This is a genomic window from Bradyrhizobium jicamae, from assembly GCF_001440395.1.
In the GTDB taxonomy this organism is placed as follows: domain Bacteria; phylum Pseudomonadota; class Alphaproteobacteria; order Rhizobiales; family Xanthobacteraceae; genus Bradyrhizobium; species Bradyrhizobium jicamae.
Genome location: NZ_LLXZ01000059.1, coordinates 110,102 through 136,884 on the forward strand (window position 1 = coordinate 110,102; position 26,783 = coordinate 136,884).

General features: G+C 57.9%; 15 protein-coding genes and 1 pseudogene. 5 read left to right on the plus strand and 11 right to left on the minus strand.

The window, feature by feature from the left end; all coding sequences use genetic code 11:
• Nucleotides 1-82: 82 nt before the first annotated feature.
• The gene (locus CQ12_RS09795) at nucleotides 83-1,138 is read left to right on the plus strand and encodes a polysaccharide deacetylase family protein (RefSeq protein ID WP_063799708.1); all 1,056 of its coding nucleotides are present in this window, start codon (nucleotides 83-85) and stop codon (nucleotides 1,136-1,138) included.
• Between the two features lie 260 nt (nucleotides 1,139-1,398).
• On the opposite strand, the gene CQ12_RS09800 is transcribed toward CQ12_RS09795, so the two are convergent.
• Both CQ12_RS09800 and CQ12_RS09805 read right to left on the minus strand, forming a co-directional pair.
• A complete protein-coding gene (locus CQ12_RS09800; RefSeq protein WP_198164109.1) occupies nucleotides 1,399-1,872 on the minus strand; it encodes a YbaK/EbsC family protein in 474 nt (157 codons plus the stop codon).
• 166 nt (nucleotides 1,873-2,038) lie between these two features.
• Complete coding sequence (locus CQ12_RS09805; RefSeq protein WP_057835088.1) at nucleotides 2,039-3,157, minus strand: glycosyltransferase family 4 protein; 1,119 nt, start codon at nucleotides 3,155-3,157, stop codon at nucleotides 2,039-2,041.
• A 454-nt stretch (nucleotides 3,158-3,611) separates the two neighbouring features.
• Here CQ12_RS09805 and asnB point away from each other — a divergent pair, with 454 nt between their 5' ends.
• Entirely contained in the window at nucleotides 3,612-5,504 is a 1,893-nt protein-coding gene (gene asnB / locus CQ12_RS09810; RefSeq protein WP_245309829.1) for an asparagine synthase (glutamine-hydrolyzing), read from the plus strand.
• Nucleotides 5,505-5,656: 152 nt separating this feature from the next.
• Here asnB and wecB read toward each other — a convergent pair whose 3' ends face one another.
• The 3 genes from wecB to CQ12_RS09825 form a co-directional block, all read right to left on the minus strand.
• The gene (gene wecB, locus CQ12_RS41435) at nucleotides 5,657-8,020 is read right to left on the minus strand and encodes a non-hydrolyzing UDP-N-acetylglucosamine 2-epimerase (protein WP_063799709.1); all 2,364 of its coding nucleotides are present in this window, start codon (nucleotides 8,018-8,020) and stop codon (nucleotides 5,657-5,659) included.
• 373 nt (nucleotides 8,021-8,393) lie between these two features.
• Nucleotides 8,394-9,920 (minus strand): lipopolysaccharide biosynthesis protein, encoded by a 1,527-nt coding sequence (locus tag CQ12_RS09820; protein WP_057835090.1) that lies wholly within the window; start codon nucleotides 9,918-9,920, stop codon nucleotides 8,394-8,396.
• A gap of 450 nt (nucleotides 9,921-10,370) precedes the next feature.
• Nucleotides 10,371-11,504: a glycosyltransferase gene (locus CQ12_RS09825; RefSeq protein ID WP_057835091.1), complete on the minus strand. Its 1,134-nt coding sequence runs from the start codon at nucleotides 11,502-11,504 to the stop codon at nucleotides 10,371-10,373.
• Between the two features lie 605 nt (nucleotides 11,505-12,109).
• On the opposite strand from CQ12_RS09825, the gene CQ12_RS09830 reads away from it, so the two are divergent.
• Nucleotides 12,110-12,829 (plus strand): heparin lyase I family protein, encoded by a 720-nt coding sequence (locus CQ12_RS09830; protein ID WP_057835092.1) that lies wholly within the window; start codon nucleotides 12,110-12,112, stop codon nucleotides 12,827-12,829.
• 1 nt (nucleotide 12,830) lies between these two features.
• Nucleotides 12,831-13,236: pseudogene (locus CQ12_RS42060) on the plus strand (IS3 family transposase); the annotation flags it as partial.
• Nucleotides 13,237-13,285: 49 nt separating this feature from the next.
• Here the strand turns inward: CQ12_RS42060 and CQ12_RS09835 are convergent.
• The 3 genes from CQ12_RS09835 to CQ12_RS09845 form a co-directional block, all read right to left on the minus strand.
• A complete protein-coding gene (locus CQ12_RS09835; protein ID WP_057835093.1) occupies nucleotides 13,286-14,719 on the minus strand; it encodes an HlyD family type I secretion periplasmic adaptor subunit in 1,434 nt (477 codons plus the stop codon).
• Nucleotides 14,706-17,417, minus strand: a complete 2,712-nt coding sequence (locus CQ12_RS09840) for a type I secretion system permease/ATPase (RefSeq protein ID WP_083519213.1) — start codon at nucleotides 17,415-17,417, stop codon at nucleotides 14,706-14,708. Before CQ12_RS09840 ends, CQ12_RS09835 begins: the two co-directional genes overlap by 14 nt.
• Before the next feature lie 116 nt (nucleotides 17,418-17,533).
• Nucleotides 17,534-19,417: a heparin lyase I family protein gene (locus CQ12_RS09845; RefSeq protein ID WP_198164110.1), complete on the minus strand. Its 1,884-nt coding sequence runs from the start codon at nucleotides 19,415-19,417 to the stop codon at nucleotides 17,534-17,536.
• A gap of 1,317 nt (nucleotides 19,418-20,734) precedes the next feature.
• On the opposite strand from CQ12_RS09845, the gene CQ12_RS09855 reads away from it, so the two are divergent.
• Nucleotides 20,735-21,661 carry a methyltransferase domain-containing protein gene (locus CQ12_RS09855; protein WP_057835096.1) on the plus strand — a complete coding sequence of 309 codons (927 nt, stop codon included), beginning with the start codon at nucleotides 20,735-20,737 and terminating at the stop codon, nucleotides 21,659-21,661.
• A gap of 164 nt (nucleotides 21,662-21,825) precedes the next feature.
• Here CQ12_RS09855 and CQ12_RS09860 read toward each other — a convergent pair whose 3' ends face one another.
• The 3 genes from CQ12_RS09860 to CQ12_RS09875 form a co-directional block, all read right to left on the minus strand.
• Nucleotides 21,826-22,995, minus strand: a complete 1,170-nt coding sequence (locus tag CQ12_RS09860; protein ID WP_245309830.1) for a GNAT family N-acetyltransferase — start codon at nucleotides 22,993-22,995, stop codon at nucleotides 21,826-21,828.
• A 304-nt stretch (nucleotides 22,996-23,299) separates the two neighbouring features.
• Nucleotides 23,300-24,400, minus strand: coding sequence for a glycosyltransferase family 4 protein (locus tag CQ12_RS09865; protein WP_057835097.1), 1,101 nt, complete (start codon nucleotides 24,398-24,400; stop codon nucleotides 23,300-23,302).
• A 350-nt stretch (nucleotides 24,401-24,750) separates the two neighbouring features.
• Entirely contained in the window at nucleotides 24,751-26,670 is a 1,920-nt protein-coding gene (locus tag CQ12_RS09875) for a Wzz/FepE/Etk N-terminal domain-containing protein (RefSeq protein WP_198164111.1), read from the minus strand.
• Between the last annotated feature and the right edge of the window lie 113 nt (nucleotides 26,671-26,783).

The window sequence follows — 26,783 nt, forward strand, 5'->3', positions numbered from 1 at the left end:
ATCGAAATGCGAAGTGGCACGCTGCTCCTGCAGCGTGGTGACACCCCTGGTTGAATGGATTCCCGCTGCGAGGTCGTCTCAATTGAAGCAGCTGTTTAAGAATGCCCTGTGTTATGCGATCGGGAGCGCTGGGCTCTTTCCCGTTTTTCGCAGGATCTTCGCCGGCAGGGCGGTGATCGTGATGTTCCACGAAATTCAACAGGATTGTCGGTCGGAATTGAAGACCGGCACTTCGGTTGAACTTTTTGAATATTCGCTGAGTTGGCTGAAGCGGGAAGGATGGACAATTGTCAGCCTCGAGGAGTGCCTTGAGCGGCTGGCGAGGAATGACCGGTCACGCCGCTACGCGGTGCTCACTTTCGATGACGGGTACCGGGACAATGTCTCGGTGGCGCTTCCAATCCTCGAGCGCAACAACGCTCCATTCATGATGTACGTGCCGACCGCCGCGTTGACGCGAACCATGCAGTCCTGGTGGTTGGGATTACGCGAACTATTTCGCTCGAGAGAAGCAGTAACGATCGACGCGATGGGCGTTCGATTTCGTTGTCCTGACTTGCGGAGCAAGCAAGTCGCCCTGGGAAAAGTGGACGAGTGGGTGCATCAGGATTATGGGCGTGCCGCAGCGCTTGCGACGACATTCGAAAACGCCGGTATTTCCATGTCGTCGCTGAACGACCGATACTTCCTGGACGCGCGCGCGCTCCAAAGTCTGGCGCGTCACCCTCTCGCATCAATTGGCGGACACACAACCTCACATCAAGCGCTCGCAAACTTGGACGCGGCGGCAGCGAGGACCGAGTTGGTCGACAACCGCAACTATCTTGAGGACCTACTTCAAATGCCCGTTCGGCACCTCGCCTATCCATATGGCTCATGCGGTCTGCGAGAAGGGCATCTCGCCAATGAAGCGGGATATGTGAGCGCCGTAACAACGCGGCACGGTCAACTAAGCGACGACCGTATCGACCGCTTCGCGCTTCCCCGCATTGGGGTGAGCAGTGCGTTTGACTCGGAGAGTTCCTTCGCTGCTCGAATGAATGGGGTGCAGTTGGCGGCGCAAACGCTACTTGCGCGACGACCACATCGGCAGGGGGTGGAAGATGCTTCGCGCCAGGTTCGGCCGACAGCGGGCTGAGACCACCGCAAGTCTCCGGAGGAGGTACCCGTCAACTGCGATCCGCCATCGTTGAGGCGATCGCCGCTGCATACATCGCTGCTGTACAGGCAATCTGAAGCTACGACTCGCGGCTGCGAAGATCAGGTCGGTCGCGCGGACTGCAAGTGGTTACGGAATTCTGCTGATCGTGGACGACATTCAAACCGGCTGTGGTCGCACTAGCTCGTTCTTCAGTCTTGCGGGATGATGGCGATGTACGTTTTCGACATGCCAGCCTCTCAAGCAGGAATGGCGATGGAGTCTCGCGTGTAGTATCCGTCCTTGCTCCGTACGATACGCAAGTACTCTTGGGTTGGCATGACAACCGAGAGATCGAGTTCGCCGGCATTGAAGATCACTCGCTCCGTTTCAGCGATGGTCAGATCCAGTACGACACTCAAATCGACGTGAAAGGTGAAGGGAGGTACCGCCCCCATCACGCAGCCGGTTAACTCGCGGGCCTTTTCCTCCGACGCGAACTGCACTCGCCGCGCGCCAAGCACGCTCCTTAGAAGTTTGAGATCGACACGCTTGTGGCCGGGAACGACCGCCAAATAATATCTCCTCGCCTCGAGGGTACGATCAATAGCTTCCAATACGAGCGATTTTGCTGCCTCTCGGAGATCATGGCCGCGGATGCGGCTGGCCGCCACGGTCTCCCCCATTGGAGGGTGCTTGATGAGCTCGTAACGGCATCCTTCGTGGTTAAGCATTGACAATATCCTGAAGCAGACACTCATACTAACCTCCTTGCACAATAAGCCGACCCAGCGTTCGGCTAACTGCTAAATTGGCCGCAGCCGGCACAAGCGACATGCCTCGCGGAAGTACATTCAGAAAAAGTGCCTTTCCAAGAAACCAAATTGAAGGTGTCAGTGTTTACGCGAGTGTCTCCGGCTTTCGACAGCGTGCTGCCGTTCGCCAGATCGAGACCAGGCGCTTTACATAATTGTTGATTTCATATCGTTCCGCATGGTCGCGGCGGGCAGTGTCGCCCAGGCGCCGCCTCAACGCTCCATCTTCGAGCAGTTGATTGAGCGCATTGGCAAGCGCTTCGACGTCCCCAACAGGCACGAGGAGACCGTTGCGCTCGTGAGCAATGACTTCGGGAACGGCACCAACCGGTGTTGCGACCACAGCCACCCCGCAAGCAAAGGCCTCGATGACTGCCATTGGGAGACTTTCGACAAAGGATGGCAGCGCAAGAATGTCGGTCCGCTGCAGTAGCGCAGCGGTTTCCGAGGGACCAAGCCAGCCCGGAAACTCCACTCGGTCGGCGATCCCGAGCTGTCGCGCCTGCTCTCGGGTTTGCTGTATTTCTCCGCTTCCGGCTATGGTCGCGATCCAGTCGGTGCGGAGCGCTAGCTTTCCGAGCGCTTCGACGAGTTGTGGCACTCCCTTTTCTGGAAGAATGAAACCGAGGAAGGTAATACGAATCCGCTCGGATTCCGACCGGCCTCGACCTGGCTGAATCGGAGACGTACTTGCGTTCGGAAGGATCGTGATTTTATCTCGAAGGCTGGGAAGCCGATCGAGAATGACGCGCGCACCATAGTCGCCCAGCACAATAATCGCTGCACTATCCACGAACAATCGGTTGATGTTTCGGCGTAAATATGTCCCGGCGTTTGTCCAGAATTCATCAAACTGACCGGCGTGAAGATGAACGACATAGGGAATACCGAGAAAGCGGGCTATGGCTGCGAGGATCAACTTGCGGTACACGCTCCCGCGAAATGAGAGGTGCATGTGGATCAGGTCAACCTCGCCACGCCCGGCAGCAACAAGAAAATGGACTAGCGCCTGCGCAAAAAGCACGACTGCCCAATAGATATTCTTCTGTCCCCTGGTTATCAGTCGCTCGGCCTTGACGCCAAGATCTCCGCGTTGATCGATTGTATCGATAATGAGATCAGTGACGCGATCAATTCCTCCTCGCCCGTGCGGGCCGTAGGGCGTAGCTACGATCAAGCGAAGGGTACCCTGGGTCGCACTCATCAAATACACCGAAATCCGTCATCACGCTTGAGGCGGAGCCATCCTCGACAATTCCCGCCTAAGCCTGCTTGATTGGACTACGTGGGGAGGACAGACGTGCGGCCTGCTTTATAGCGACAGTCCGCAGAACACGATTGCGCAGTCTTCCCGCGGTTCGCCCGGACGTTCGTCGTACCGAGACGACGTTCGCTCCGATAGTCGCGCTACTAACCATCCTAGCCGCCTCGTCAAAATTTGCAAATTCGGGAGCGATTGCGGATGTGGTCGGCCTCCGTGTTCACGTTGCGGGCTTGCACGGACGGCAGCGATCGAGAATCGGTTCGTCACCGAGTTACTCACAATTGGGTAGCCACTCAGCCCCAGGCAACAACCTTGCTAGACCGTATGATTGATAGCTTAATCGGAACGGTTATCAGAACAGTGGCATGACAAGTATCATCTGAATATCGTCCAGATGAGGCATTTAGCGATGTGTGGGATATTCGGATGGGTTCTTGGGGCCGCGAAGGACGAAGATCGCGAGACTCTTATCAGCCTTACGGATTTGATGTTCCATCGGGGGCCAGACGGCTCCGGCTACTGGTTTCACAGGACGCTTGATGAGCGGTTTCAAATCGGCTTCGGCCACCGCCGGCTTTCGATTATTGACATCGGTGGCGGTGCGCAACCAATGTCGAGTGAGGATGGCCGATTCACGCTAATCTTCAACGGCGAGATCTATAACTATATCGAACTGCGACAGGAGCTCGTTGCCCTTGGGCACAGGTTTCGCACGAACTCGGACACCGAGGTGCTCATTGAAGCATATCGCGCCTGGCAGCTCGATGCAGTTCGAAGATTTCGCGGCATGTTCGGCTTTGCGCTTTGGGATGAAGCAGAGCAGCGGCTAATACTTGCCCGTGATGCCTTCGGCAAGAAACCCCTGTTTCTCGCCGAGCTGAAGGGTATTCTTCTCTTCGGCTCGGAGATTGAGCCGCTCGTTCAGTTTCCGGGCCTTAACCGGGCGTTCGATTCCGAAGCACTCGGTCAGTATCTTCTCAATCGCTATGTTCCGGGGCCTTCCACGTTTTTTCATGCGGTAAAGAAGCTGCAGCCTGGTCACTATGCCGTATGGCAGAACGGAACGCTGAAGACCACTCGCTATTTTACGCCACCGTTTGCGACGACAGTGCCGGATATCAAATCATTCTCTGATGCAGTTGGTTTGTTTGAAGGAGCATTCGATGAGGCCGTCCGAATTCGCATGCGCAGCGACGCGCCGTTCGGCGCCTATCTTTCGGGCGGTATCGACTCGTCGGCGATCGTCGCAACCATGGTTAAACATAGCGCGGCTCCTGTACGAACCTTCTCGGTAGGCTTTCGGGAAAAAGAGTACTCGGAGCTCGATCATGCGCGTGTGATTTCAGATCAGTTTGGCACAATTCACAGTGAGCTGTTCGTCGAGCCCGACAGCTTCATGAAGCACTGGCCAACCGCCGTCTTGCGGCGTGGTGCCCCTGTCAGCGAAACGTCTGACATCCCGATCTTGCTGCTTTCGGAGATGGCCTCCAGTAGCGTGAAGATGGTACTCACCGGAGAAGGGTCCGATGAGTTGATGGGGGGATATCCGAAGCATCGGGCAGAGCAATGGATAGGTTTGTACCAATGGCTGATGCCGCCCCTCGTGCACGAGCGGCTGATCTATCCGCTGGTGCGGTCCTTGCCCTATGGGATGAGGCGCGCAAAGGTTCTTGCGTTGGCCGCGGGCGAGCGCGACCTTGTGAACCGCATGCGGGCATGGTTCGGCGGCACTTCGGTTGCTGAAGCTGAGGCGATACTAGGTCGGCCGTTGTCGACAACGCCGCCGGACGTCTACCCATACTCGTCTGGGCTCAAATCCAGTCTACGGCGTACATTATTCTTCGATCAAACATCCTGGCTACCAGATGATCTGTTGGAACGAGGCGATCGGATGATGATGGCGGGGTCGATCGAAGGCCGGATGCCTTTTATGGATACGATACTGGCCGGTGTCGTCGCGCGCTTCCCGGATGAATTTCTAACGGGAGGCAAGGGCGGTAAGACGGTGCTGCGAGCGGCAATGGACAAGATCCTTCCAGCGGAAATCGTGCGGCGGAAGAAAGTCGGATTCCGTGTGCCAATCGGGGAATGGTTTAGAGGCCCATACCGTGATTTCGTCCAGGACATGCTGGTGAGCGAAACGACCAGTCTGGCACAAATGATAAACGCCCCGAAGCTTCGGAGGCTTGTTACAGAGCATCTCAACGGTCAACAGAACCACGAAAAAATTCTTTGGTCATTGATAAATCTGGAACTCTTCTTGCGCACATTCAAGATAGCGAACTGAGAGAAGCCGGCTCTTGCTTTTGAATCCATTTGCAGAATCATACGAAGCCAGCTGCGCTAGTTGCACTAGCGGCGATATTTACAACTGCGTGAAACAGTCCTCTTTCGCCAGTGGGCGTGACCACCACGACATTGATCGGCGACGCAGATTTCCTATGAAACTTGTCGAACATCTGGCCGCGAGCGAGATCGTCCATCATTTGTGCGTCGCGATTGAGTGCCGATACGGGTTTTCCTGGCCCGAACGGCCACCGGCCGGCCCTGGGTCACCTCGGTGTCGGCGTTGATCAGTTTTTCAAACGAAAGCAGCGGGGATACGAACGTCCTGGATGCGTAGACCTTATGATTCGAAAGGACAACCAACACGTCCGCCCAGCCATCGACTTCTTCGATGGGGAAGAGCTCGAGGTCCCAATCCTTCACAAGGGGATCGTGGCAGCGGATTTCGTATCTTTTCGAGAGAAGCCTTGCGACCTCCAAAGCCGGAGTTTCGCGAGCATCGTCGACGTCCGGCTTATAACTCACTCCCAAAATTCCGATTTTCGTGGTGGACGGGGCGATCTTGCTTTGAATTCGCTCGGCAGTGTGCTTCGGCATCCCGTCGTTCAGTTCGCGCGCCGTTCTAATGAGGTTCAGGTCGCCGCCAACGTCCTCGGTCAAGAACCACGGATCGATGGCGATGCAGTGGCCACCGACGCCGATTCCCGGTTGCAGAATGTTGACGCGCGGATGCTTGTTCGCAAGCTGAATAGCAGCTGAGACGTCGAACGTGAATTCATCGGCAATCAGCGAGAATTCGTTCGCGAGCGCGATGTTGACGTCACGGAATGTGTTTTCCATGAGTTTTACGCACTCCGCGGTCACGAGGTTTGTCTGGTGAATTGCCCCCTCCGTGAATGTCGAATAAAGGCGGGCCGCTCTCTGGGCCGCTTCGGGAGACGTAGCACCAATGATGCGGTCATTGTGCACGATCTCATGTAGCGTGTTCCCGGGAATCGCGCGCTCCGGGCAATGCGCGACTTCGACCCTCAAATGTTTCGATTGAAGGAGTGGAAGTACGAAATCTTCACAGGTCTTCGGCTTGATTGTCGATTCGATGATGAGGAGATTACCGTTTTTCATAACGGGGAGCAGGCTGTTCACAGCCGAAAGAACGAAGGACAAATCGCATTTCTTGTTCTTATGTGGAGTCGGTACGGCCACGACGAAAACGTCCGCCGCCGCCGGTGCGGTCTGCGCTTTGAAGCGTCCAGTTTTCAAGGCCGTTGTCAATAATTCGGGAATGCCGCGTTCTTCAAACGGGCAGTGGCCACCGTTGATCTCGTCGACTTTCTTCGCGTTGAGGTCAAAGCCGGCAACCGTTATGCCAGCGTTCGCAAACAACAAGGCGGTCGGAAGCCCCATGTAGCCCAGACCAGCAACGCAAACAGTATCCTGCGTCTGAGGTGCCGGCTGCTGCACATGCTGGCCCATGATGATGTCGAGAATTCGTTGAGCGGTGTGGCCGTCTCCAAACGGATTCGTCCAAGGGGTCATTGGGCGATTGAGCGCTGCGACCATCGCGTCCGCGTTTCGGTGTACCAAAACATTCGCGCCGACGTCGACGGTTTCTGGCCGTTCTGTGCGATCGCGAATCGTCACGCAGGGTACGCCGAGAATACAAGCTTCTTCCTGAATTCCGCCGGAGTCGGTAATAACCGCCGCGCAGTTAGAGAGCAGATTCAGGAAATCCGAATATCCGACGGGATCGGTCCAGATCAAATTCCCAGGCAGCTCAATCTTGTTTTCCTTGAGAACCTTCTGTGTGCGATAGTGGATCGGCCAACAAACCCGGCCGGGGATTTTCGCTATCAGTTGGATGATTTCCCTCAGTGCATCCGGAGCATCGACGTTCGCCGCCCGGTGGGACGTAAGGAGGTAGTATCTCTTGGTTTGCAGTTTCAATGCCGAAAGAATCGTACTCGTTTTCTCGGCGTGAACCCGGTGAGAAAGCAGAGCGTCGACGATCGTGTTGCCAACCTTGAAGATCTTCGAGTCCGGAAGACCTTCCTTTTTCAGGTGACCGACCTGCAAGTCGGTGACGGCAAAAAGATAATCCGAAATATGATCGGCGATGATTCGGTTGCTCTCTTCCGGCATCGTTTGGTCAAACGAGCGCAATCCGGCCTCGACGTGCCCGACCTTGATGTTAAGCTTGTGCGCCGCGAGTGCGCCAGCCACTACGGTGTTGGTATCTCCTTGAACGAGCAATAGATCAGGCTTTTCCGACATCAGGATCGGCTCAAGTGCGATCAATATGCGGCCCGTTTGGTTCGCGTGACCGCCGGAGCCGACATTCAAGTTGTATTTCGGCGCCGGAAGATCAAGTTCCGAGAAGAAGATTCCGTCGAGCTTTTCCGAATAATGTTGCTTCGAATGAATGATGAAGTAATCGAGCTTTCGCTTCCGGCATTCGCGAATGACCGGCGCCATCTTGATGATTTCCGGACGAGTGCCAACGAGAATGGTGATCTTCATCTATCCTCCACGCGCGGAATAAACACGACCACCAGCGGAGATCCGGTAAACTGCTGCTCTAGAAACGTGGCTGTCAGAGTTTTCGATCTCGTTCGCTCGCTGAGGGACGCATGGTGCCAAACGCATAGCTCAGGAGCATAGTCTTTGAACCGGTCCGCGGCTCGACCCTTTCGGATTACCCATTCTCGATCACAGGAGAAGCCCAGACCAACCGGTCGGACCTGCCGCACTGGCTTGCAAACAGGCAGACAAGGCTTGTGAGGGCGGAGCCGCAACCTCGATCTTCATCGCGCCGCCACCAGCCGACCCGACTAGGCGCCTCCCACCATCGCGGTGTCGTGTTGGATCAGTTCGAGCTGGAGCTTTGCGACTATCATTTTCCTCTCCCGACCGATCCACGAAGTAGCCTGAAGAGATTCGAAATAATGTCGCGGTCTTGATCGGTAATGAGAAATCGCCATGCCGCGCCAGAAAAAAGTGCGAGAAAAACAGCCGCTTCAAACACCGTGAACAACAACGTCCGGTCATCAATCGGTTTCGACAACAGCCACACCATGCCTGCTGTTGCAACTGCCACTGCAGTCGCAGTCGCGACAGGCATTCCGATAATCCGAATGCGAAACATGCGGAGCACGACAGTGTAGCGGACAAGGTTTATCATCGCCATTGTCGCGAAACTCGCCAGCGCAGCGCCGAGTTGTCCAAAGAGCGGTACCAGCACCCAGCAGGCAAGCACTGAAAGCAGGAATCCGCAGCCCAGAATAATTGTCTCCCGGACGTGCCATCCGGTCATGGAAAGCGCAAACCCGCTATACCCGAGGATGGTCTGCACGAATATTCTTGCCGCAACGAGCGCCACTACGCTCGTATCGACCGCGAAGGTGGGCCCGAGCACCAGATCCATGCGGTCACCCCAAAAAAGGATGGCGGCAAATATGGGCGCTGAAACCAGCGTCATTCGACGAATGTTCTCAGCCAGAAGAGTCTCCATTGCGGCGAAGTCGTTGTTGCGATAGCAGAGCGCGACACGAGGCCCCAAAGTTTGCCCGAGCGCCTCCCCGACAAGACCGATGAGCTGTGCAATCATAAGGATGGCCGCATATTGGCCGACGTCCCTCGCGCTCCCAGAATAGCCAAGAAAGAGCGAGTCGGCGCTCCGGATCCAAACGACGAAGACCACCGAAGCGCACAGGCTCGGGGAATATAGAAGGACAGATCGGACGTCCGCCCAATCCCATCGATGAGAGGTGCCGCTACCAGCCAGGTCCTTGCGTGCAACCGAGGCCAGCACCACCCAGGAAATGACGTACGCGGCGCATGTCGCAACAACAATCGCCCACAATCGAAATCCAAGGACGAACAGCAGGCCCATAAGTATGAGTCGGATGGTGGGTTGCACCACGTAGTGTGCCAGCATGAAAGGTGTGGGATTCAGCACTCCTCGATAGGCCCCGCCCAACACGGCGATGTCCGTCGCAAACGGGAGTGCTATGAGCATCACGAAAAGAACATTCGCGAAATCCGGATAGCGGTAGATCGATTGCTCGACATAGCTGCCCAGCCCTGCTGCCACCAGTGCGGGGGGGATGATCGCGAGGCCGAAGGTGAGGAGCCGGAGAAACGTCAGTTGTCCTAGTCGGATCGAAAGCCGTTCGGGTGCGGATCCTAAATGGCGTTGCAGTGCGAGGTCCAGCCCGAGCGGGCTAACAATGCTGCAGCTTTCCAGGACAGTACGAGCGATGTTGAACATGCCGTACTGAGTTGCCCCAATCATTCGTGCGACTATGATGCCTGCGACGAAGCTCACGACTTTGGCGTAGGCGATTGACGCGGCGTTGAGCGGCGCTCCTTTCAGGAAGGAATAATAGGGAGCATCCATTGTGGTCCGGCTGGCGTCCATAGTTGGAATATCCCTTCAATTTCGACGTAGGTTAGGAACGATGCAGCATCTCGGCGATGCGCCGCGAAATCTGACCGGCGAGTACGGAGAACAGTCCGTCGGGCGGTGAGGGCCGCGATCCGTTTGACCTGCGCCGAGCGTCATCCCCATCTCGGAAATGGCCGACGCGGGCGTTTTTGGGAGCAATTAGTTCCGGGCAAGCTATTTGTCATCGGGCATCTCTTTGAGTGTGCTTCGGTCCAATGGATGACAGGAAGTGGCCGAGGCGAGATCACGCGGCCGGCCGGTCCCTCCCACGACAGGCCACCTTAAGCATAGCGACAAACGACAATGTTGCTAGCGCATCTCAACTGAATCATGGCATCTCAAGTGCACCAGCCCTTCCGCCGGTCGTCGCCGCCGTCATTTCATATTTCGCGCCGACCTCCACGCCAGCATTTGCAACTCTCGTCAGAGCGCCTTCACTCGAATCGAGCGCGTCTTCCTGTCCGCGAGCTGCCGATAAAGGCAGAGATACGCATTAGTCATCGTATCGAGCGAGAATGCTCCTGCGATACGCCGCCGCCCTTCCATGCCGAATTGATTAGCGAGCTCGGCGTTATTGAGAAGTTTAAGCACACGGTCGGTCAGAACTCCGGCGTCGTGACTCGGCACAAGAAATCCCGTCTGTCCTTCCAGGACCAATTCAGGCGTGCCCCCTTCGTTTGTTGCTACGATTGGCTTACCCAACGCCATGCATTCGGTTATTGCGTTGGAGATACCCTCACCGTGTAGGCGGCTGTTTGTAACGAGAACTCCGACAGTGAAGAGGTTGGCGATACTCTCTACGTCTTTCCGCTGACCCAGAAACTTTATGCGCGGCGAATGTTCTGGTGGGACGCTAGCGCGCACTCGCTGCAACGTTTCACCCTCGCCGACAGCCAGAAACGTAACATCGTGCCTGAGATCGCAAATGCGGCGTGCCATTTCGACGAAGGTCGCGTAATCCTTTCTGGGCGCGAAGTTCGCAACCATCCCCACAATGTGGGGTGTCGTCACTCCCAGAATGCTGCGAAGCTCCGCCTCGTCCGTCAAGTTGGAGATTCTCTCAGGATTGAATCCATTGTAGATACATAGACCTTTGCGCTCGGGGATATGATAGGCAGCTAGGCCCGCGCGCGAATTGGCGACAACAATGTCCGAAAATGGGATAGTCAGCTTGCCGCTGAAATACTGTTTACTCCACAGTGCCATATGCGGCGGCGCGTCTCGTACAAAGCCATTAACGAAGGCTGTGCCGCACAGTCGTGCAACCGGTGCTGCATAAATGGAGCACATCGAGCTCCAGGAGTGAACGACGTCTATTTTCAGATTGGATACCAGCTCGTACAAACTCTTGAAAAGGCGCAAATCTCTCTTGCTTCTCCGAACGAGCTGGATGACTTGCGCGTGGTCACGGTCGATCTCGTAACGAAGCTTCTCCTCGTCCATGACCGCGACGAATGATTTTATGTCACTGTGAGCGAAAAGGCCCCTCAACAATTCGACGATTTGCCGTTCTTTCCCTCCTGGGCCTAGACGGTCGGTAAGATGCAATATGCGCATCTCAGCCTCCCGCGTGGACTGATTCAGTCCAAGTCGCAACAAGGCGCTCAGCGCGAAGCTCGATGTCTGGCCGCGTACGATGTAAACCGCGTCTCATTTCTGGACGCCTGCGCCAGCGGGTAAGAATGACAACTTGATGCGGACGGGCCGGCTCATTGGATTTCGTTTCGCTTTCACAAGTCTTGTCTCTTTGTTCGACAACGTGGGAGTCATACATGTGCTTCGAAATCACTATAAGGGTGTCAATGCCATTCCCCAACCGGCTGGTCCGGGCTACTTCCTTCGTCGTAACTCGAAAGGGTCCGAGCCGGGATCGTTTTCTCGGAACTCGATCATCCCGCGCCGAAGTACAATTTGAATGTCGGCTCCGGCGGCCACGCGGATGAGGAACACAAATGACAATCGTACCAAGCTTGGCGTTCTTCGTTGCCGCAGCTGCCAGCATAGTGAACATCCATGATGGACTAAGGATCGCTACAACGACAGTAGATGCAGGTGGGTCCTGGAGTGTTTTGGGTGCACGCTTGGCCGGCGGGACTCCCAGCTTTGCTGGCTCGGATACGGCATACACTACGAGAGTATCATCGCGATCTGCAAATCGAACAGTGATCCCGTCGATTACGAACTTTTCGCCTACGGCAAGCGGCGAGGGTTTCGTTACAATTGGCGACGACCGTTACTGGGTGGAGACGGCGGGCAAGAGCTATAGCCTGACCAATCCTGACTCGCAGACTCTGCGGTTCGAAATTCAACCGGGTGATAAAGCCTCGTTCGACTACGCAAATGGAGCAGCTTGTGATCGCTCCCAGATTGACGGTTCCGCCGGTGGACACATGCCGGTCGGTGCTCCTGTCAACATAAACTACCAGTTTTTGTTGGAGCCCAATGGGCCCAACGGCTCATTTACAAACACGGCATCATGGTTTGTCACCGGAGAAATTCAAAGCACCGCGTATGGGGCATCGCCTCCAGTCGCGATCGAGCTTCATGGCGACCGTCTGGTGGTTATCGCCCGCCATGTCCTGCCCGGTGGGAATCCCAGCAACAGTTCCAGCGACCTTAAAATGCTCACGCTCTGGACCGACCCCGATCCAATTCGAACTGGCAAGTATAACAATATCCAGATACAGGCCAGCGTGTCGAACAACGGTGGCGGGTATCTGCAGGTTTCGGTCAATGGTATTCAAGTTGTGAACTATCGTGGCCCCTTAGGGTATGGGGCCACCACCTATTGGATGTACGGGCTCTATCGGTCGCCGACATCCGAGACTGTTGCCGCCAAATTTCGAAATATGATGCTAACAATGGGGGCTGCGGCGCCATAGCGAGAACGCGAAGTTGAACAAGCCGGTCGCAAATCTTTCGCCCGACAAGGAGATGCTGCAGGGACGTGATCCGCTGAAAATTGTGGGGCCTGGGCCGGAAGCGCACGCTCGTCGATGAGGTTTGCGGTGAGTGGCAGGTGTCGATCCGCACGGGCTGCGCGGCGGTCGAGTTCGACAGGTCGACCTATTACCGCAAATCCCGTCGCTCCGGTCAGGCTGCCCTCGAACAACGGATCAAGGAGGTCTGCCACTCACGTATTCGCTACGGCTACCGCCGCGTTCACGTCCTGCTGCGCCGGGAAGGTTGGCGCCACAGCCAGAACAATATGCGGCGCATCTATCGAGAGTTGGGCCGGCAATTACGCAACAGAACGCCCAAGCACCGGGTCAAGGCGAAGCTGCGCGATGGTCCGTCTCCGGTTGACTGCAATGCTGATCGATGGCGTTGCGCTTTGTCTACCGTTCCCGCAAGGACTCCTGCTTGTATCTTGCCAGCGGCGAGAGAAGATAGCTGATGATGGTTCGCGAGCCTGTTTTGATCTCTACCGTCACTGCCATTCCCGGCCCAAGCTTGACGAGTTTCTCATCTATCTGCATGGCCACGCGGTCAAGCGAGACACGAGCGGCATATTCCAGCTCCTGACCTTTCGGCTCGCTGCTGTTCGTTGCCGCGCCCATAGCCCGATCATTCGAAGCGCCCTGCGGCCTGTCGCGGGTGATGGCGTCGGACGAAACGCTGATCACTTCGCCATGAAGTAGCCCGTAGCGCGTGAAGTTGAATGTATCGACCTTGATCTCCGCCTTTTGTCCCGGATGCACGAATCCGATGTCGCGGTTGGAAAGCATGGCCTCGATCTCGAGCTGGCTTTGGCTCGGAACCACCACGGCCAGCGCCTGGGCAGGGGTCACCACGCCGCCCACCGTATGAACGGCGAGCTGTTGCACGACGCCATCGACGGGCGCGGCCAAACGCTGAAGCTTCGTGCGCCGTTCCGCCTTGATCACCTCTTGCGCCGCGCTTGCAGTTTTCTGCTCGGCCTTCGCGAGGGCGTCATAGGTCGTGCGCCGAAACTCCGCGGCGGTCTTCTCCCTGGTTTCCTTCAGCAACGCCACGGCGGCGTCGGCTTCGCGCAGCCGGCTCTGCTGCAGGACGAGGTCCTGCTGAAGGCCGACCAGTTCCTGGTATTCGGAGAGATAGACGACCTTGGAAGCCAGTGCCTTGTCGACCAGGTTCTTGCGGATGTCGACGCGCTCCTGCAGCACCGGTATCGTGGCCTGCAGCTTTGCGACGCTCGCCGAAGTGGTCGCCCGTTCCGCGTCCTTCTGGCCCTGCTGACGTTCGATCTCGGCGAGCCTGGCGTTCTGTTCGGCGCGCTGGCTGATCAGGAACTGACGATGCATCTCGACCTCCGCGGCGCTTGCGCTCTGCGGTGGCTTGAAGGCGGCAAGCGGATCCTCCGCCAGCGCGGCGCGCAGCCGCGCGACGTCGAGTTCGGCGGCGACGAGGTCGCTCTTCTGACGCTCGTTGTCGGCTTCTGTCATCGTCGGATCGAGTTCGATGAGAACGTCGCCGGCTTTCACGGTCTGCCCGTCGCGGACGTGGATGGCGCGGACCACGCCCGTCTCGAACGGCTGGACCAGCTTGGTGCGTCCGCCCGGCACGATCTTGCCCGTCGCAGTGGCGACGATATCGACGTTGCCGAACGACGCCCACAGCAGCGCAAAGCAAAAGACCGCGATGATGCTGGCGCCGATCGCGCGCCCGATCGGCGACGGCGGCGTTTCGGTGATCTCGAGCGCCGCCGGCAGGAACGCGATTTCCTGCTCGCGGCGACGGGCCGGAGCCGGGCGGTTCGGAAACGGGACGATGTTTCGGCTAGCGGACGTCATGGATACCGGCCTGGAGATAATGGAGGTTTGCGTAGCGCCCGTTCGAGCGGATCAGCTCGTCATGGTTACCGTCCTCGACGATGCGGCCATGCTCGAGCGTGATGATCCGGTCGGCATTGCGCACCGTCGAGAGCCGATGGGCGATGACGAACACGGTTCGGCCAGCGGAAATTCGCTTCATGTTCTGCTGGATGGCACGCTCGCTTTCGTAGTCGAGTGCGCTGGTCGCCTCGTCGAGGATGAGGATGCGCGGGTCGGTAATCAGGGCGCGCGCGATCGCGACACGCTGGCGTTGTCCGCCGGACAGGCTGCTGCCGCGCTCGCCGACGACGGTGTCGTATCCCTCGGGCAGTTCCAGGATGAAGTCGTGAGCGCCGGCGAGCGTTGCCGCCTCGATGACGCGATCCATCGGCAGGGCCGGGTCGGCCAGCGCGATGTTTTCGCGGATCGAGCGGTTGAACAGCACGTTCTCCTGCAGGACGACGCCAATCTGGCGCCGCAGCCAGGTCAGATCGACCATCGCAAGGTCGACGCCGTCGACCAGCACGCGCCCGCTCTCCGGTACGTAGAGACGCTGGACCAGCTTGGTGATGGTGCTCTTGCCCGAGCCGGACGAGCCGACGATGCCGACGACCTGGCCGGGCCGGACGTTGAACGAGACGTTGTGCAGCACTTCGGGGCCGTCGATGCGGTAGCGGAACGTCGCATGCTCGAACGTGACCTGCCCGCGGATCGGCGGCAGTGCGGCACGGCCCGGATTGAAGCTCGGCTCCGGGATGGTGTTGAGGATGTCGCCGAGCCGATCGATCGACAGGCGGGCCTGGTGGAAATCCTGCCACATCTGCGCGAGACGCAGCACCGGCATGCTCACCCGTCCGGCCAGCATGTTGAACGCGACGAGCTCGCCGACGGTGAGATCGCCACCGATTACAAGTCTGGCGCCGAAGTAAAGCGTGGCCGCGGTGACCAGCTTGTTGATCATCTGGACCGCCTGGCTCGCGGTATTGTTCAGGCTGAGCACGCGGAAGCTTGCGCTGACATAGCCGGCGAGCTGTTCCTCCCACCGGCGCTGCATCTGCGGCTCGACCGCCATGGCCTTCAGCGTCTCGACGCCGGTGACGCTCTCGACCAGGAAAGCCTGATTCTCGGAGCCCCGGTTGAATTTCTCATCGAGGCGCCGGCGAAACAGCGGCGCGGCGCCCGCGGAAATGCCGATATAGAGCGGGAATGAGGCCAGAACGATCAGCGTCAACGTCGTCGAGTAGTAGAACATCACCGCAACGAAGACGACGGTGAACAACAGGTCGATCAAGAGCGTAAGCGCCGAGCTGGTCAGGAACTGGCGGATATTCTCCAGCTCGCGGACGCGCGCGACGGAATCGCCGACTCGGCGGGCCTGGAAATAGGCGATCGGCAGCGCCAACAGGTGACGAAACAGCCGGGCGCCGAGCTCGACGTCGATGCGGTTCGTGGTGTGCGCAAACAGATAAACCCGAAGCGTTTCGAGAACGGCCTCGAACACGGTCAGCGCGACAAGGCCTATGATCAGGACGTCGAGCGTGCTCATGCTTCGATGCACGAGCACCTTGTCGATGACCACCTGGAAGAACAGCGGTGAGATGAGCGCGAAGATCTGAAGGAAGAACGACGCGACCAGCACCTCGCTGAGAAGACGGCGATACTTGTGAATCGCGCCGACAAACCAGCCGATATCGAAGCGGCGGGAGAGATCAGTCAGCGACGCGCGCCGCGCCATCAGGATGATGTCGCCGTCCCAGATCGCCTCGAGCTCGGACTGCGTCATGGCTTCGGGCTGGGGCGACAATGGGCGCTGAACCAGAATCTTGTCGTCGTCGACCTTGCCGAGGATCAGGAAGCCGCCATCGCGCAGCAGGGCAATTCCCGGCAGCGGGGTGACCGCAAGCCTGTTCCAGCTCGTCTTCTGCGCGCGGGCCTTCAGCCCGAATTCCTTGGCGCAGCGCAGGATTTCAGTAACGCCCAGCTTCGCCGCGCCCATGCGGTGCCGGATCTGTTCAGGATCGGCCGCAATGCCATGGCATCGTAACAGGATTGCAACTGCCACGAGCCCGGACTCGTCCTCGCTCTGAGGCACGATGCTCGCAGCCTCGAAGTCGGATCTGGTCGCCGGCGGGGCAATATCCCCTCGATCGCCGAAGCAGGCACGCATCAATGAATCACGGGCCCGCATCACAGTATCGCGAGCGCGCGTTACGGGGCCGACGGCGCGGCGCGCCAGACCACGCACGGTGACACTCATGTCAGCGAGGGCAGGGAGCAGCCGATTGATGACGTTCTGCGATCCGGTCAGGATCAAACGGCCGTCCCAGATTTCCTCGAATTCGGCGCGCGTCATCAGCTCCGGCCGCGTTGCGGTCGGATGCAGCACGAGCGCGCCGTTGTCGTCGACCTTGCCAAGAAGCAGAAACCCGCCGTCACGCAGCGATGCGATTCCAGGCAGCTGGAGGCTCGCAAGTCGTGTCCAACGAGTTGTTTGCGAGCGGAGCTTGACTCCAAACTCGCGAGCACAACGAACCAGGGCGCGGATACCTATCGTGCTGCTTCCGCAGCGATCGCGGAGCTGGTCCGGCTCGGCGTTGACGCCATGAAGGCGCAGGAACAGAGCCAAGGCTCGAAGCCCATGGTCTGCGGCGTGGGCATTCCCATTTTGCATCGCCATAATGTTTTAAACTCAACCCTTCGCGACTACCGGCCGCGTGTGATGTTCCTTCTCTGCATTCCAAAACGATGATGGTGCCGTACCCAGGCGCTGGCGCGCCCGGGTACGGCGGTAGATCAGTGCGATCTGGTCAGGATGCCGTTCTGAGCCCAACCGGTCGCTTGCGACACGGCTGCCACGATCTGCCCGGAACCGCCCCGACCGGTGTTGCCGGCCAGATATTGGTTCAGCAGCGCGAAGCTCTGGTTTGCCAGGGACGCCGTAGTCCCGCTTGCCTGAGAATCCGTCGCGATCGCCTGGCCCCTCGTGGTTGCCAGCGTGCTGGCGGGCGACCCCACCTGTTGCTGCAGCTGCTCAAAGCCCTGGTTAGCCAGGAACCCTGCGCCTCTACTCATCGAGACCGACGGCGAAGGAGCCGTCACGCTGGGGGTCTGCGGCGTCGTGGTCGTCGTAGCCGAAGACCGCCTATCCGTCACGCTGATGGTCTGCGGCGCGGATGTCGCTACAGCGCCCGTGACCGGATCCTTTGCACTTGCGGTCAGCGTGAGCATGGATTCAGGAGTGGCCCGGCCACGGTAGTGCGATTGCAGCGTCAGTCCGCTCTCAACCTGCGCAGCCGTCAAGGTGATGTTGTCTCCCCTGAACGTCCGGCCATCGAGGTTGCTGGTGATCGTCTCGTATCTCGGCAGGCCCGTGACGTTCACGGTCACGCGATCGTTGGAATCGGTCGTTGTCACATTGGTTCCCAGACTGACCATACCGCCTCTGCTGCGCACCGACAGCGTGGGATCCGCGACACTAAGAACCGGCTTCGTAACGGGCGACGTCGGGGTGGTAGGCCTGGTTGGGGACGTCGGCGTCGTTGGAGACGTCGGCGTTGTCGGGGACGTCGGGGTCGCATCGATCTGAAGGCCGGCGAACGTCTTCACCGCGCCCGAAAGGTTCGCCGCAAGACCGGAAAGATCCTTGATGCTGGCCCCGCTCGGAAGATTGACGCCGGTGATCGCGACCGCCGAGGTGTCCTTATCGGTCGGTGCGACGGTCGTTCTAAAGGTGAGCGAACTCGTGCCCGAGCCGCCGACATAAGTGGCTGTGTCGCCATTGTTGAGCGCCAGCGTAGGCGTCCCGGTGACTCTCACGGCCTCGCTGAAGCCGAGCGTCATCGTGATGGTATCACCGTTATCCGCGACGCCCGTTCCCGGTGTAGCGGAGGCCTGCGTCACCGTCGGCGCCAGATTCACCGGCGTGGTCGGCGTCGTGGGCGTCGTTGGCTGTGTCGGTGCCGTCGCTGCCGATCCGGTCGTTAGCGTCAAGTTTCGGAAACTGGCCTCGACAGTCTCGGATGTCGGCGACCGATAGAGTCCGTACATCCAATAGGTGGGGGCTCCATAACCCAAGGGGCCCTGATAGTTCACAACTTGAGTACCGTCGACCGAAACCTGCAGGTACCCGCTGCTGGTGTTCGACACATTGGTTTTTATTTGAATATTGTGGTACTGGCCAGTTTGAATTGGATTGGGGTCGGTCCAGAGCGTGAGCATCTTGAGATCGCTGGACCCGTTGCTGGGATTCCCACCGGGCAGGACGTAGCGAGCGACAACCGCCAGACGGTCGCCATGAAGCTCGATCGCGAACGGAGGCGATGCCCCGTACGCGGTGGTTTGCATTTCTCCGGTGACAAACCATCGTGCCGTGTTTTTAAATGAGCCGTTGGGCCCATTGGCTTCCAACAAAAACTGATAGTTTATGTTGGTAGCAGTACCGACCGGAATCTTTGTACCAGCGGAACCGTCAATTTGAGCGCGATCAACGGATGATCCGGCATCGAACCAGGCTTTATCACCCGGTTGAAGTTCGAACCGCAGAGTTTGTGGATCAGGATTGGTCAGGGCATAGCTCTCGCCCGACGTCTCCACCCAGTAACGGTCGCCGCCAATTGTAACGGAACCCTCGCCGGTTGCTGTAGGCGAAAAGTTCGTAATTGTGCCGGTCGTATTCAAATCAGGCCTCCATCGAGTTTCAGAGCTGTGTGTCTTTGACGTTGACAAGGGAATTCCGCTGCCGCGCATCGTGCAGGCGCGCGACATACCACACGCTCGCAGCGCCTCGCGCCACGAACGGATTCCAATGCTTCGCAACCTCTGGCTGCGAGCAGATTCCAATGCATCGCAGTCTTGGACCGCGAGCACATTCCAATGCAGTGGGATTGGCCCCCCCAACTGCTGAGCGGGTTGGTTAATGAGTGAGTATGGCGAAAAAAATAAGTTAACATGGCGATAATTAGAACCGCACGGCCCACGTGTGGGCACCTACGCCATGCGCCTGCCGTTGCTGCTGAATTCGGTATCGCTGCTGTTGGGGAAACCAAAAAGATCTCCACTGATGGTACCAGTGTATGTGTTCACCGTCGTAAATTATGTTGTGTTCCTCCCCTCCAAGCAGCTCGCCAGCGACGGAGGCGTCGCGTAGCGCGTGATCTCGTCCTCTCCAGGCGCAATCCGCAAAGCACTTGGCTGCCGACGCAAGCGCCTTGGCGGCGGCCGATGAGCGACTGGGTTCGCGAGTGAAGTCTTCGTCAAGGGTTGCTATCATGGTCGGCGGCGACGCTGGTCCGAGGACGAGAAGCCAAGATCGTACCGGAGCGCTTACAGACGCCGCGCCGGGTCGCAGCAATGGCGCGGTGATACGGCATTTCACGCTCGTTGCCGCTCCGATTGACCACAGATCGAAGTGGCAGGCCTTGATCACAGCCACCTTGGCCTAGTCAGGAACAAGGAGTTTCGGGGCGCCGCCAATCGCCTCGAGCGCGGCCGACGTTCGCCCTGCGAGAAGCAGGAAGCCGATGTGGGTAATCCCAAAGAGCCCCCACGCGGCGCGAGTTTTGGATTAGTTCTCTCCATAGGAGGCCGTATGGGCCAACAGTCCGTGTCCACTCGACCAATAGGAGTCCTGTCGGCGGCACGCGTGCTGGTGGCCATGCGTTGCGGACCATTCACGTACGGTTCACTAACTCCCTCTAGCATCCAAGCAGACGCATCTTAAATGGCCGGTCTGTCGGATCTGCGGGTAGCGATCATTGGCGGCGCAGCAGTTATGGGCTTGATGTTTGTCCTTGGAATGTGGGTGGTCGTTGTCGCGACATGTCGCTTTGGCAACTCATTCTGCGAGGCCGCGGACAACTATACCTCGCACGGGCGCGAACAGGATCACGACAAAGCCGGAAACTCGAGCGCAGGCCCGCATCGATGCGACCCTAACGGCGCCTTGTCCGAAAATGTCGCCGGCGCATCCAACATCTACTTTGGAGCTCCCTTGCCATGCTAACCAGAGAGCGACAGACCGTCGACGCCGTACCGGTGGCCAAGTGCAACAATTGCGGATCGCTGGAATACGGCATCGTTTTTGAGGCCGGAAGAGCGCAGGTCAATCAGATCGTCCGATGTGGAGATTGTGGATTGATGTACGCGTTCCCTTTGGAAAGAAGCAACTTGTCGGAATATCTGAACAACTTGCCGGCGACCCTGACGGATCAGAGCGATACGGTCAAACACACAGCCGACAAGATGCCGGACTATCGACGAATGGCAGGCCGCCTCGAGGAATTTCTACCTCGAAAAGGCGCGCTCTGCGAGATCGGTATCTATTCGGGAGTGCTTTTGAACTACTTGCGTTCGCGCGGGTGGACGGTTTCAGGGATCGAACCCGACGGCCGTGCTGTGGCGTACGCCCGGCGCGTTTTCGGACTTGAGGTCCATCACGGTACGCTGGACACCGCTTCGCTTAATCCTGAGTCCATCGACGCGGCGATCATGCTGCATGTGATCGAACATTTGGATGACCCGGCGAGCGCGGTCGCTCAAGTGCATAGCGTTCTCAAGCCCGGCGGAATTTTTGTTGTCGAGACGCCAACTTACGATTCCTGGACCTTCAAGATTCTTGGGCGGCGAGAACGCAGTCTCAGCTGCGACGGACACGTTTTCTTTTACACGCAAGAGACTCTTTCCGCCTTGTTGCAGCAGCACGGGTTCGAAGTCGTTAAAATGCAGCTGGTAGGACGGACGATGTCGCTTGCTCGGCTGTTGTTCAACATCGGCGTAATGGCGAAAAACAGAAAGGTTCAGGATCGGCTTGCGGCTCTTGCGATTCGGCTCAATCTGGAAAAATACTACATCTACCTTAATGTGAAGGATATGGTGCGGATGTACGCCCGCAAGGTGAGCTCGGGCAACGAGCGGCAGTCCTAAGCCTGATCAAGCCGGTGTCGCGGGATTGCGGAGGCGAGACGCGCGCGGGTTGCTTGATCGTCGTCGCTGCTTTTGAATCGCCAGCCAGCTCTCCATTGGGCTGCCGATTGTTCGACGACAAGCCACCCTCCGTTGGTCCTCGTCGAAGAACCCACTCCGATCGTCTAGGAACTAGCCCCCAAATACGGAATACGGAGCCGCAGCTTCTTTTTTGCGAGATGCGTAGCAATCGTTCGTAGCATCCGCTTGGCTCCGCGGAGCTTGGCCTCGATGCGGCGCTCCGGACTGTCTCTGCCTATTGCGATCCACTTCATGGCATGCTCCCTATTAGCCAGATGGGACTTGTGCCCACCGCCACCAGCCAGGAAGTCGTAGCCGTGTTCCCCGCGTGCGATGCTGTCCTGAATAGCCAGCACATGGCTGACAAGCCCGGGCTTGAGCCGGCCATCGCTCTCATAGAGAAAGCCGCTTTGGTAGTTAAGGACACGGCCGTCATGCACGAAATTGTACAAGACCCCGATTGTCTGGTCCCCAGCCAGCGTCCGTGAGATGCGGACAGCCCCCGTTGGAACTCCGCGTGCAATCAGCTCCTCGTGAAATGGACGGAAGCCCGGGTTGGCGAAGGCCCCCCTGCGTCTCCATCGCGACTGATGAAAGTCACTCAGCAGATCGAACGCGGCGAGGGCCTCCTTTGTCGTTTCCATGATCCGGAGTTCAACGGGGCCGCGTTCGGCATACAACCGCATGGCACGGCTCACCGCCTGGCGAGTACTGCGGCCCAATGTGGCGCGATAATCCCCCCCTTGCTGACGGACTTTGGCGAAATCAACCCACGGTGCCGGGCCAGCCTGTTTCACCTCGGTAACGAGCCCAACCCGGCCTGCGGCGCGACTAGCGGCCAACTCAAGGTCCGGATCAATTCCGGAGAGGACTAACTGATCCGAGAGGCGCAGGCGGGACGTCAACGCATCGAGACCTGCCGATATGATGGCGTCGGAATGCTCAGCAAGAATATTATTGTACTCGATGAACAATCGGTCGAAACGTGCATATCCTGTTTCATTGAGCAGCCAACGCGCCCGCGCATGCGGCCCGAGACTCCACGCTCTCCGCCGGCAAATAATCGCCAGGCCGACGACCTTGCTTGACGACCGAGCGACGAGGACTTGTGGTTGCGCGCCATCCGGGAGATGCCGTAGCCAGGTGCCGATCCAGAGCCAGGATAAAAAGAACGAGTGAGACACCCGCGCTTCGAGCTCCTTCCACGTGGTCTCAAGCGTCGTAATGCTATCCAAGGCCTCCACGCTGACATCGATGACTGCCTCATGATGCATGACTTATTTCTCTTTCAACGACAGAGGACCGCAAACGCGCTGCGACGGAACGACCGAAGGGCCCAGCTGCAATGATCGTGGAAGATCCGACGAAGGGGTCGGATGGCTGGTCACACACAGATGGCGGACACACCCATTTTTTGAGCGTCTCTGGCCGTCGCTTCTGCGGATAACGGAACTATATCTGGAACTGGACCCATGTGTCGGACCCTTTCTGATTACCCACGGCGGCTTCCCTTCGACTTGTGCGAGCGGAGAGCGCATCATGCATCTCGCCGCCGAAGTGGGACAAACTACAGCAGGCCTAACCATGAGCTCGTATCGCATCTTCGTAGACCGCTGCAGTTTCTCGCGCGATGGTGTCCCAGCTCAATTGCCCGCGAGCGCGCTCCATTGCCCCGCGCCGAAGCCTCTCGTCCAGCTTCTCGCTTACGATAAACCGCGCCATTGCCTCAGCCAGTGCATCCACGCTTTTCGGTGCAACCAACAAACCATCATGCTCGTTTGTGACTACGTCAGGCAATCCTCCGACGCAGGTTGCGATCACCGGCCGCCCAAACCCGAAGGCCATCGCGGCGACCCCGCTCTGGGTGGCATCCGTATATGGAAGCACAACGGCACTCGCTCGGCGGAACATCTGCGGAATTTCGTCAGCGAGAAAACGACGATCCACTAACTCGACCCAGGGCATTTCGCCGATACTGGCGCGATTCTGATCTAGATCGGATCCCGTTCCTGCAATTACCAAACGAAATTGCAAGCCTCTCCGAGCTAACAATTCTGCTGCCTGCAACGCGTATCCGAGACCCTTGTAGGCCTCGATTCGTCCAAAAAACAAAAACACCGGCGGCTTCTCGGGAATGGTTTCCACCCGGCCTTGATCATCACCAAGCACACCGTGTGAGACTGAAGCAAGTTGAAGAGTTAGCTGCGGCTCCCTTCCTCGCCATTCCTCCCGCATTCTTTCGCCATGTACTATCAAACGATCTGCACGAGTGCGCAAACGTATCCGATAAGCCTCAGACTTCAGGGCCACGCGCCGATCAGCTCCGCTATGCGGGACTGGGTCGTGCACGGTAACGACGAGCGGAGTTGAATATCTCAGAACGTCGTTGGTCCACGTTGGAACGCAATTCGTCACTTCCTGAACGTGAATCACGTCGGGCCGAAATCGTCGCATCTCACACGTCAGCCTCATCGCATGGATCAGCGCACTGCGGCGTCTCATCTTTCCAAACCACAGGACATTCCCGCGTCTGACAAGCGCATCCCGCAAAGACTTGGAAAGATCATACTCGGCATTGGAAGAATCCAGGATCAGCAGCACCTCGTGGCTTCTATCAAGCGCCAAGGCGAGGCGGGACGCATATTCCGCATAATGGAACGATACGAGAGCCACCTTCACTCGCAGCTCCCCTCGACCGGCGGGGTGGGGGCAGTGATCTCCACCAATGCGATTGGTTTGGCCGCAACGACCTTGATGTGCACGGAGCCGAACGGGGACTGTATAACAGCGTACCGAGACACGTTGATCATCGACAAGGCAATGACGCCGACCACCGCCGTCCCGACCTGTCCGTGGCCTCGAATCAGTGCAACACACATAATCATTGAAGCAACTAGCCCGATCCCTAGAGTGCCTTATCGCGGACGTGAAGCTCCCTAACACGCGCCCAACCTGCACTGCCAGCCAGCTCGGTCCAGCGTCCCATATTCACAAGAAGCACATCGCGCATCACGGTTGCGCGGCATGCATCAAGGTCGCTGCTCGTATCTCTTCACCGACTTCATGTCTGCCTTGTTCAAGGCGACCCCGAGCATAATTTCATCTATGTCGCTACAGGCTTTGAGCGCGCGTTCGACGACAGCGATATCCGTGCGCCCCCATTCGACAACAAGGATGAAGGAATCCAACGAGCGCGCCATGGCGCGAGCATCCGCAAATGGCGCCACGGGTGGCAGATCGACAATGACGTATTCGTAGGTTTCGCGAAGAGTCTGAAACAGTTTGGCGAGCTTGTCCGATGCCAGAAGATTGCTCGCATGAATTGGTCGAGAGTTATTGCCAACCGGTAGAAAGGCCATTTGTGATGCTGAATCGATCCACGTTGTTTCAGGCACCGAAACTGTCCCTGTCATGATGTCCAAAATGCCAAATGCGGCGCCCGGAGCCAATTCGTCCGAGAGGGATTGATTTCGCAAATTGCAGTCTACCAGGACAACTCGAGCCCCAGCATGCGCTATGAGCAACGCCAACGCCGCTGCAACGGTGGACTTTCCCTCGTGGGGTTGCGTTGAGGTGATCCCAATAGCCTGGTTTCGCTTGCCGTTACGGCTCATCGAATCTATGGCCAGCTTCATCTCAAGAAACGAATCGGTAAATCGGGACTGTGGTGCATCTGTAATGGTCCAGATTGGACTATCTCCACGTATGATGCTTCGCGATCTTGACGCGGAGTTGGACAAACGGCGCTTCGATAAGCGGTCGCCGTCCGTCGATGGCATGGCAATGGACACGAGACGATTTCGCATTGAGGCGGCCGGGCTCTCGACGCTCGCCAGGTTCATCGCCATCTTTTCGGCAGGGCCAGGGAAAGCCGTTGTCAACTTTCTCCAAACGCCGCCGGACTTGACCCTTGGGATAACTGCGATGCAGGCCATTTGATGCTCGCGACAGACCTGCCCGCCGGTACGGAAGCCTCGAACCGACAGATCGCGCAGTATCCCGATAGCGATGCCAAGAAGCACACCCCCAACGACCGATAGTCCAAGCACGATTCCGACTTTCGGCGAGCTGGCCCGCAAGGGAGGGGTCGCTTCAGCGAGCAGATGCGCTTCTAACGCTGGCGAGGATTGCTGTTGCGCCTCCATGTAACGCAGCACACGAAGAAAATTTTCATAAGTCCTTGTGGTGGATTCCGCGGCCGCTTCGAGTTCGCGGAGCTCATCTTGTGTTTTAGTTGTCAATTGCGATGGGGCTGTTCCTGGATCGACAGGCTTTGCGGAATCGGCGACGTTATTCTTACGATAGTTCGCAAGTGCGTTTTTGGCAGCTGACGCTTGGCTGCTCAACTCGTTTGTCCGATCCTTGACCCATTTCTCGCTTCGCAAGGACGAGTTGTATTTTGCGTTCAATTGAGCCGCAACGTATGTTTCGGCAACGGTGTTTAAAATCTGCGCCGCCCGCACGGGATCGGCGGAGACGAAGGAAATCTTGATAATGTACGTAAGGCCAACGCGCTTGGCCGAAAGTTTGCGTTGAAACGATTCCAGGGCATGGCGCGTCGCGCTAAATTCCGTTTCTGGTCTGCTCCAGCCGAACAGGCCGGATACCGACTTGATCATGCTGCGCACGAGGCCGTCTCGGCGGGCAAATTCCGGATCCTCCTCTGCCAGACCCAGTTTCCCAATCACAGTGCGAGCGATGCCCTCGGACTTTATGATTTCGATCTGGCTTTCCACGATCGTCGACACGGAGGCAGTGTCTCCCGGAGCGGCTTTCGTATCTACGATGATTTGTGCGTCGGCGGTAAACGTCGGTGCCGCATTAATGAGGTAGAGGAAAGCAATGCCCAGCGTTATCGAACACGTCAACAATATGGTCGAGAGACGCCGCCATATGAAGTCCACCACATCTGCCAACGAGACGATCGGCAAACGCAGGTCAGGAGTCATACTGTCCGGACCTCTCGAAGTGTTCATTTGATTAGGAGTCTGTAGCATTCTCGCACCAGCGTTGACGGTTGCACTTCAAGGCTTCGCACATGAGATGATGCGAAGCGCCCGAC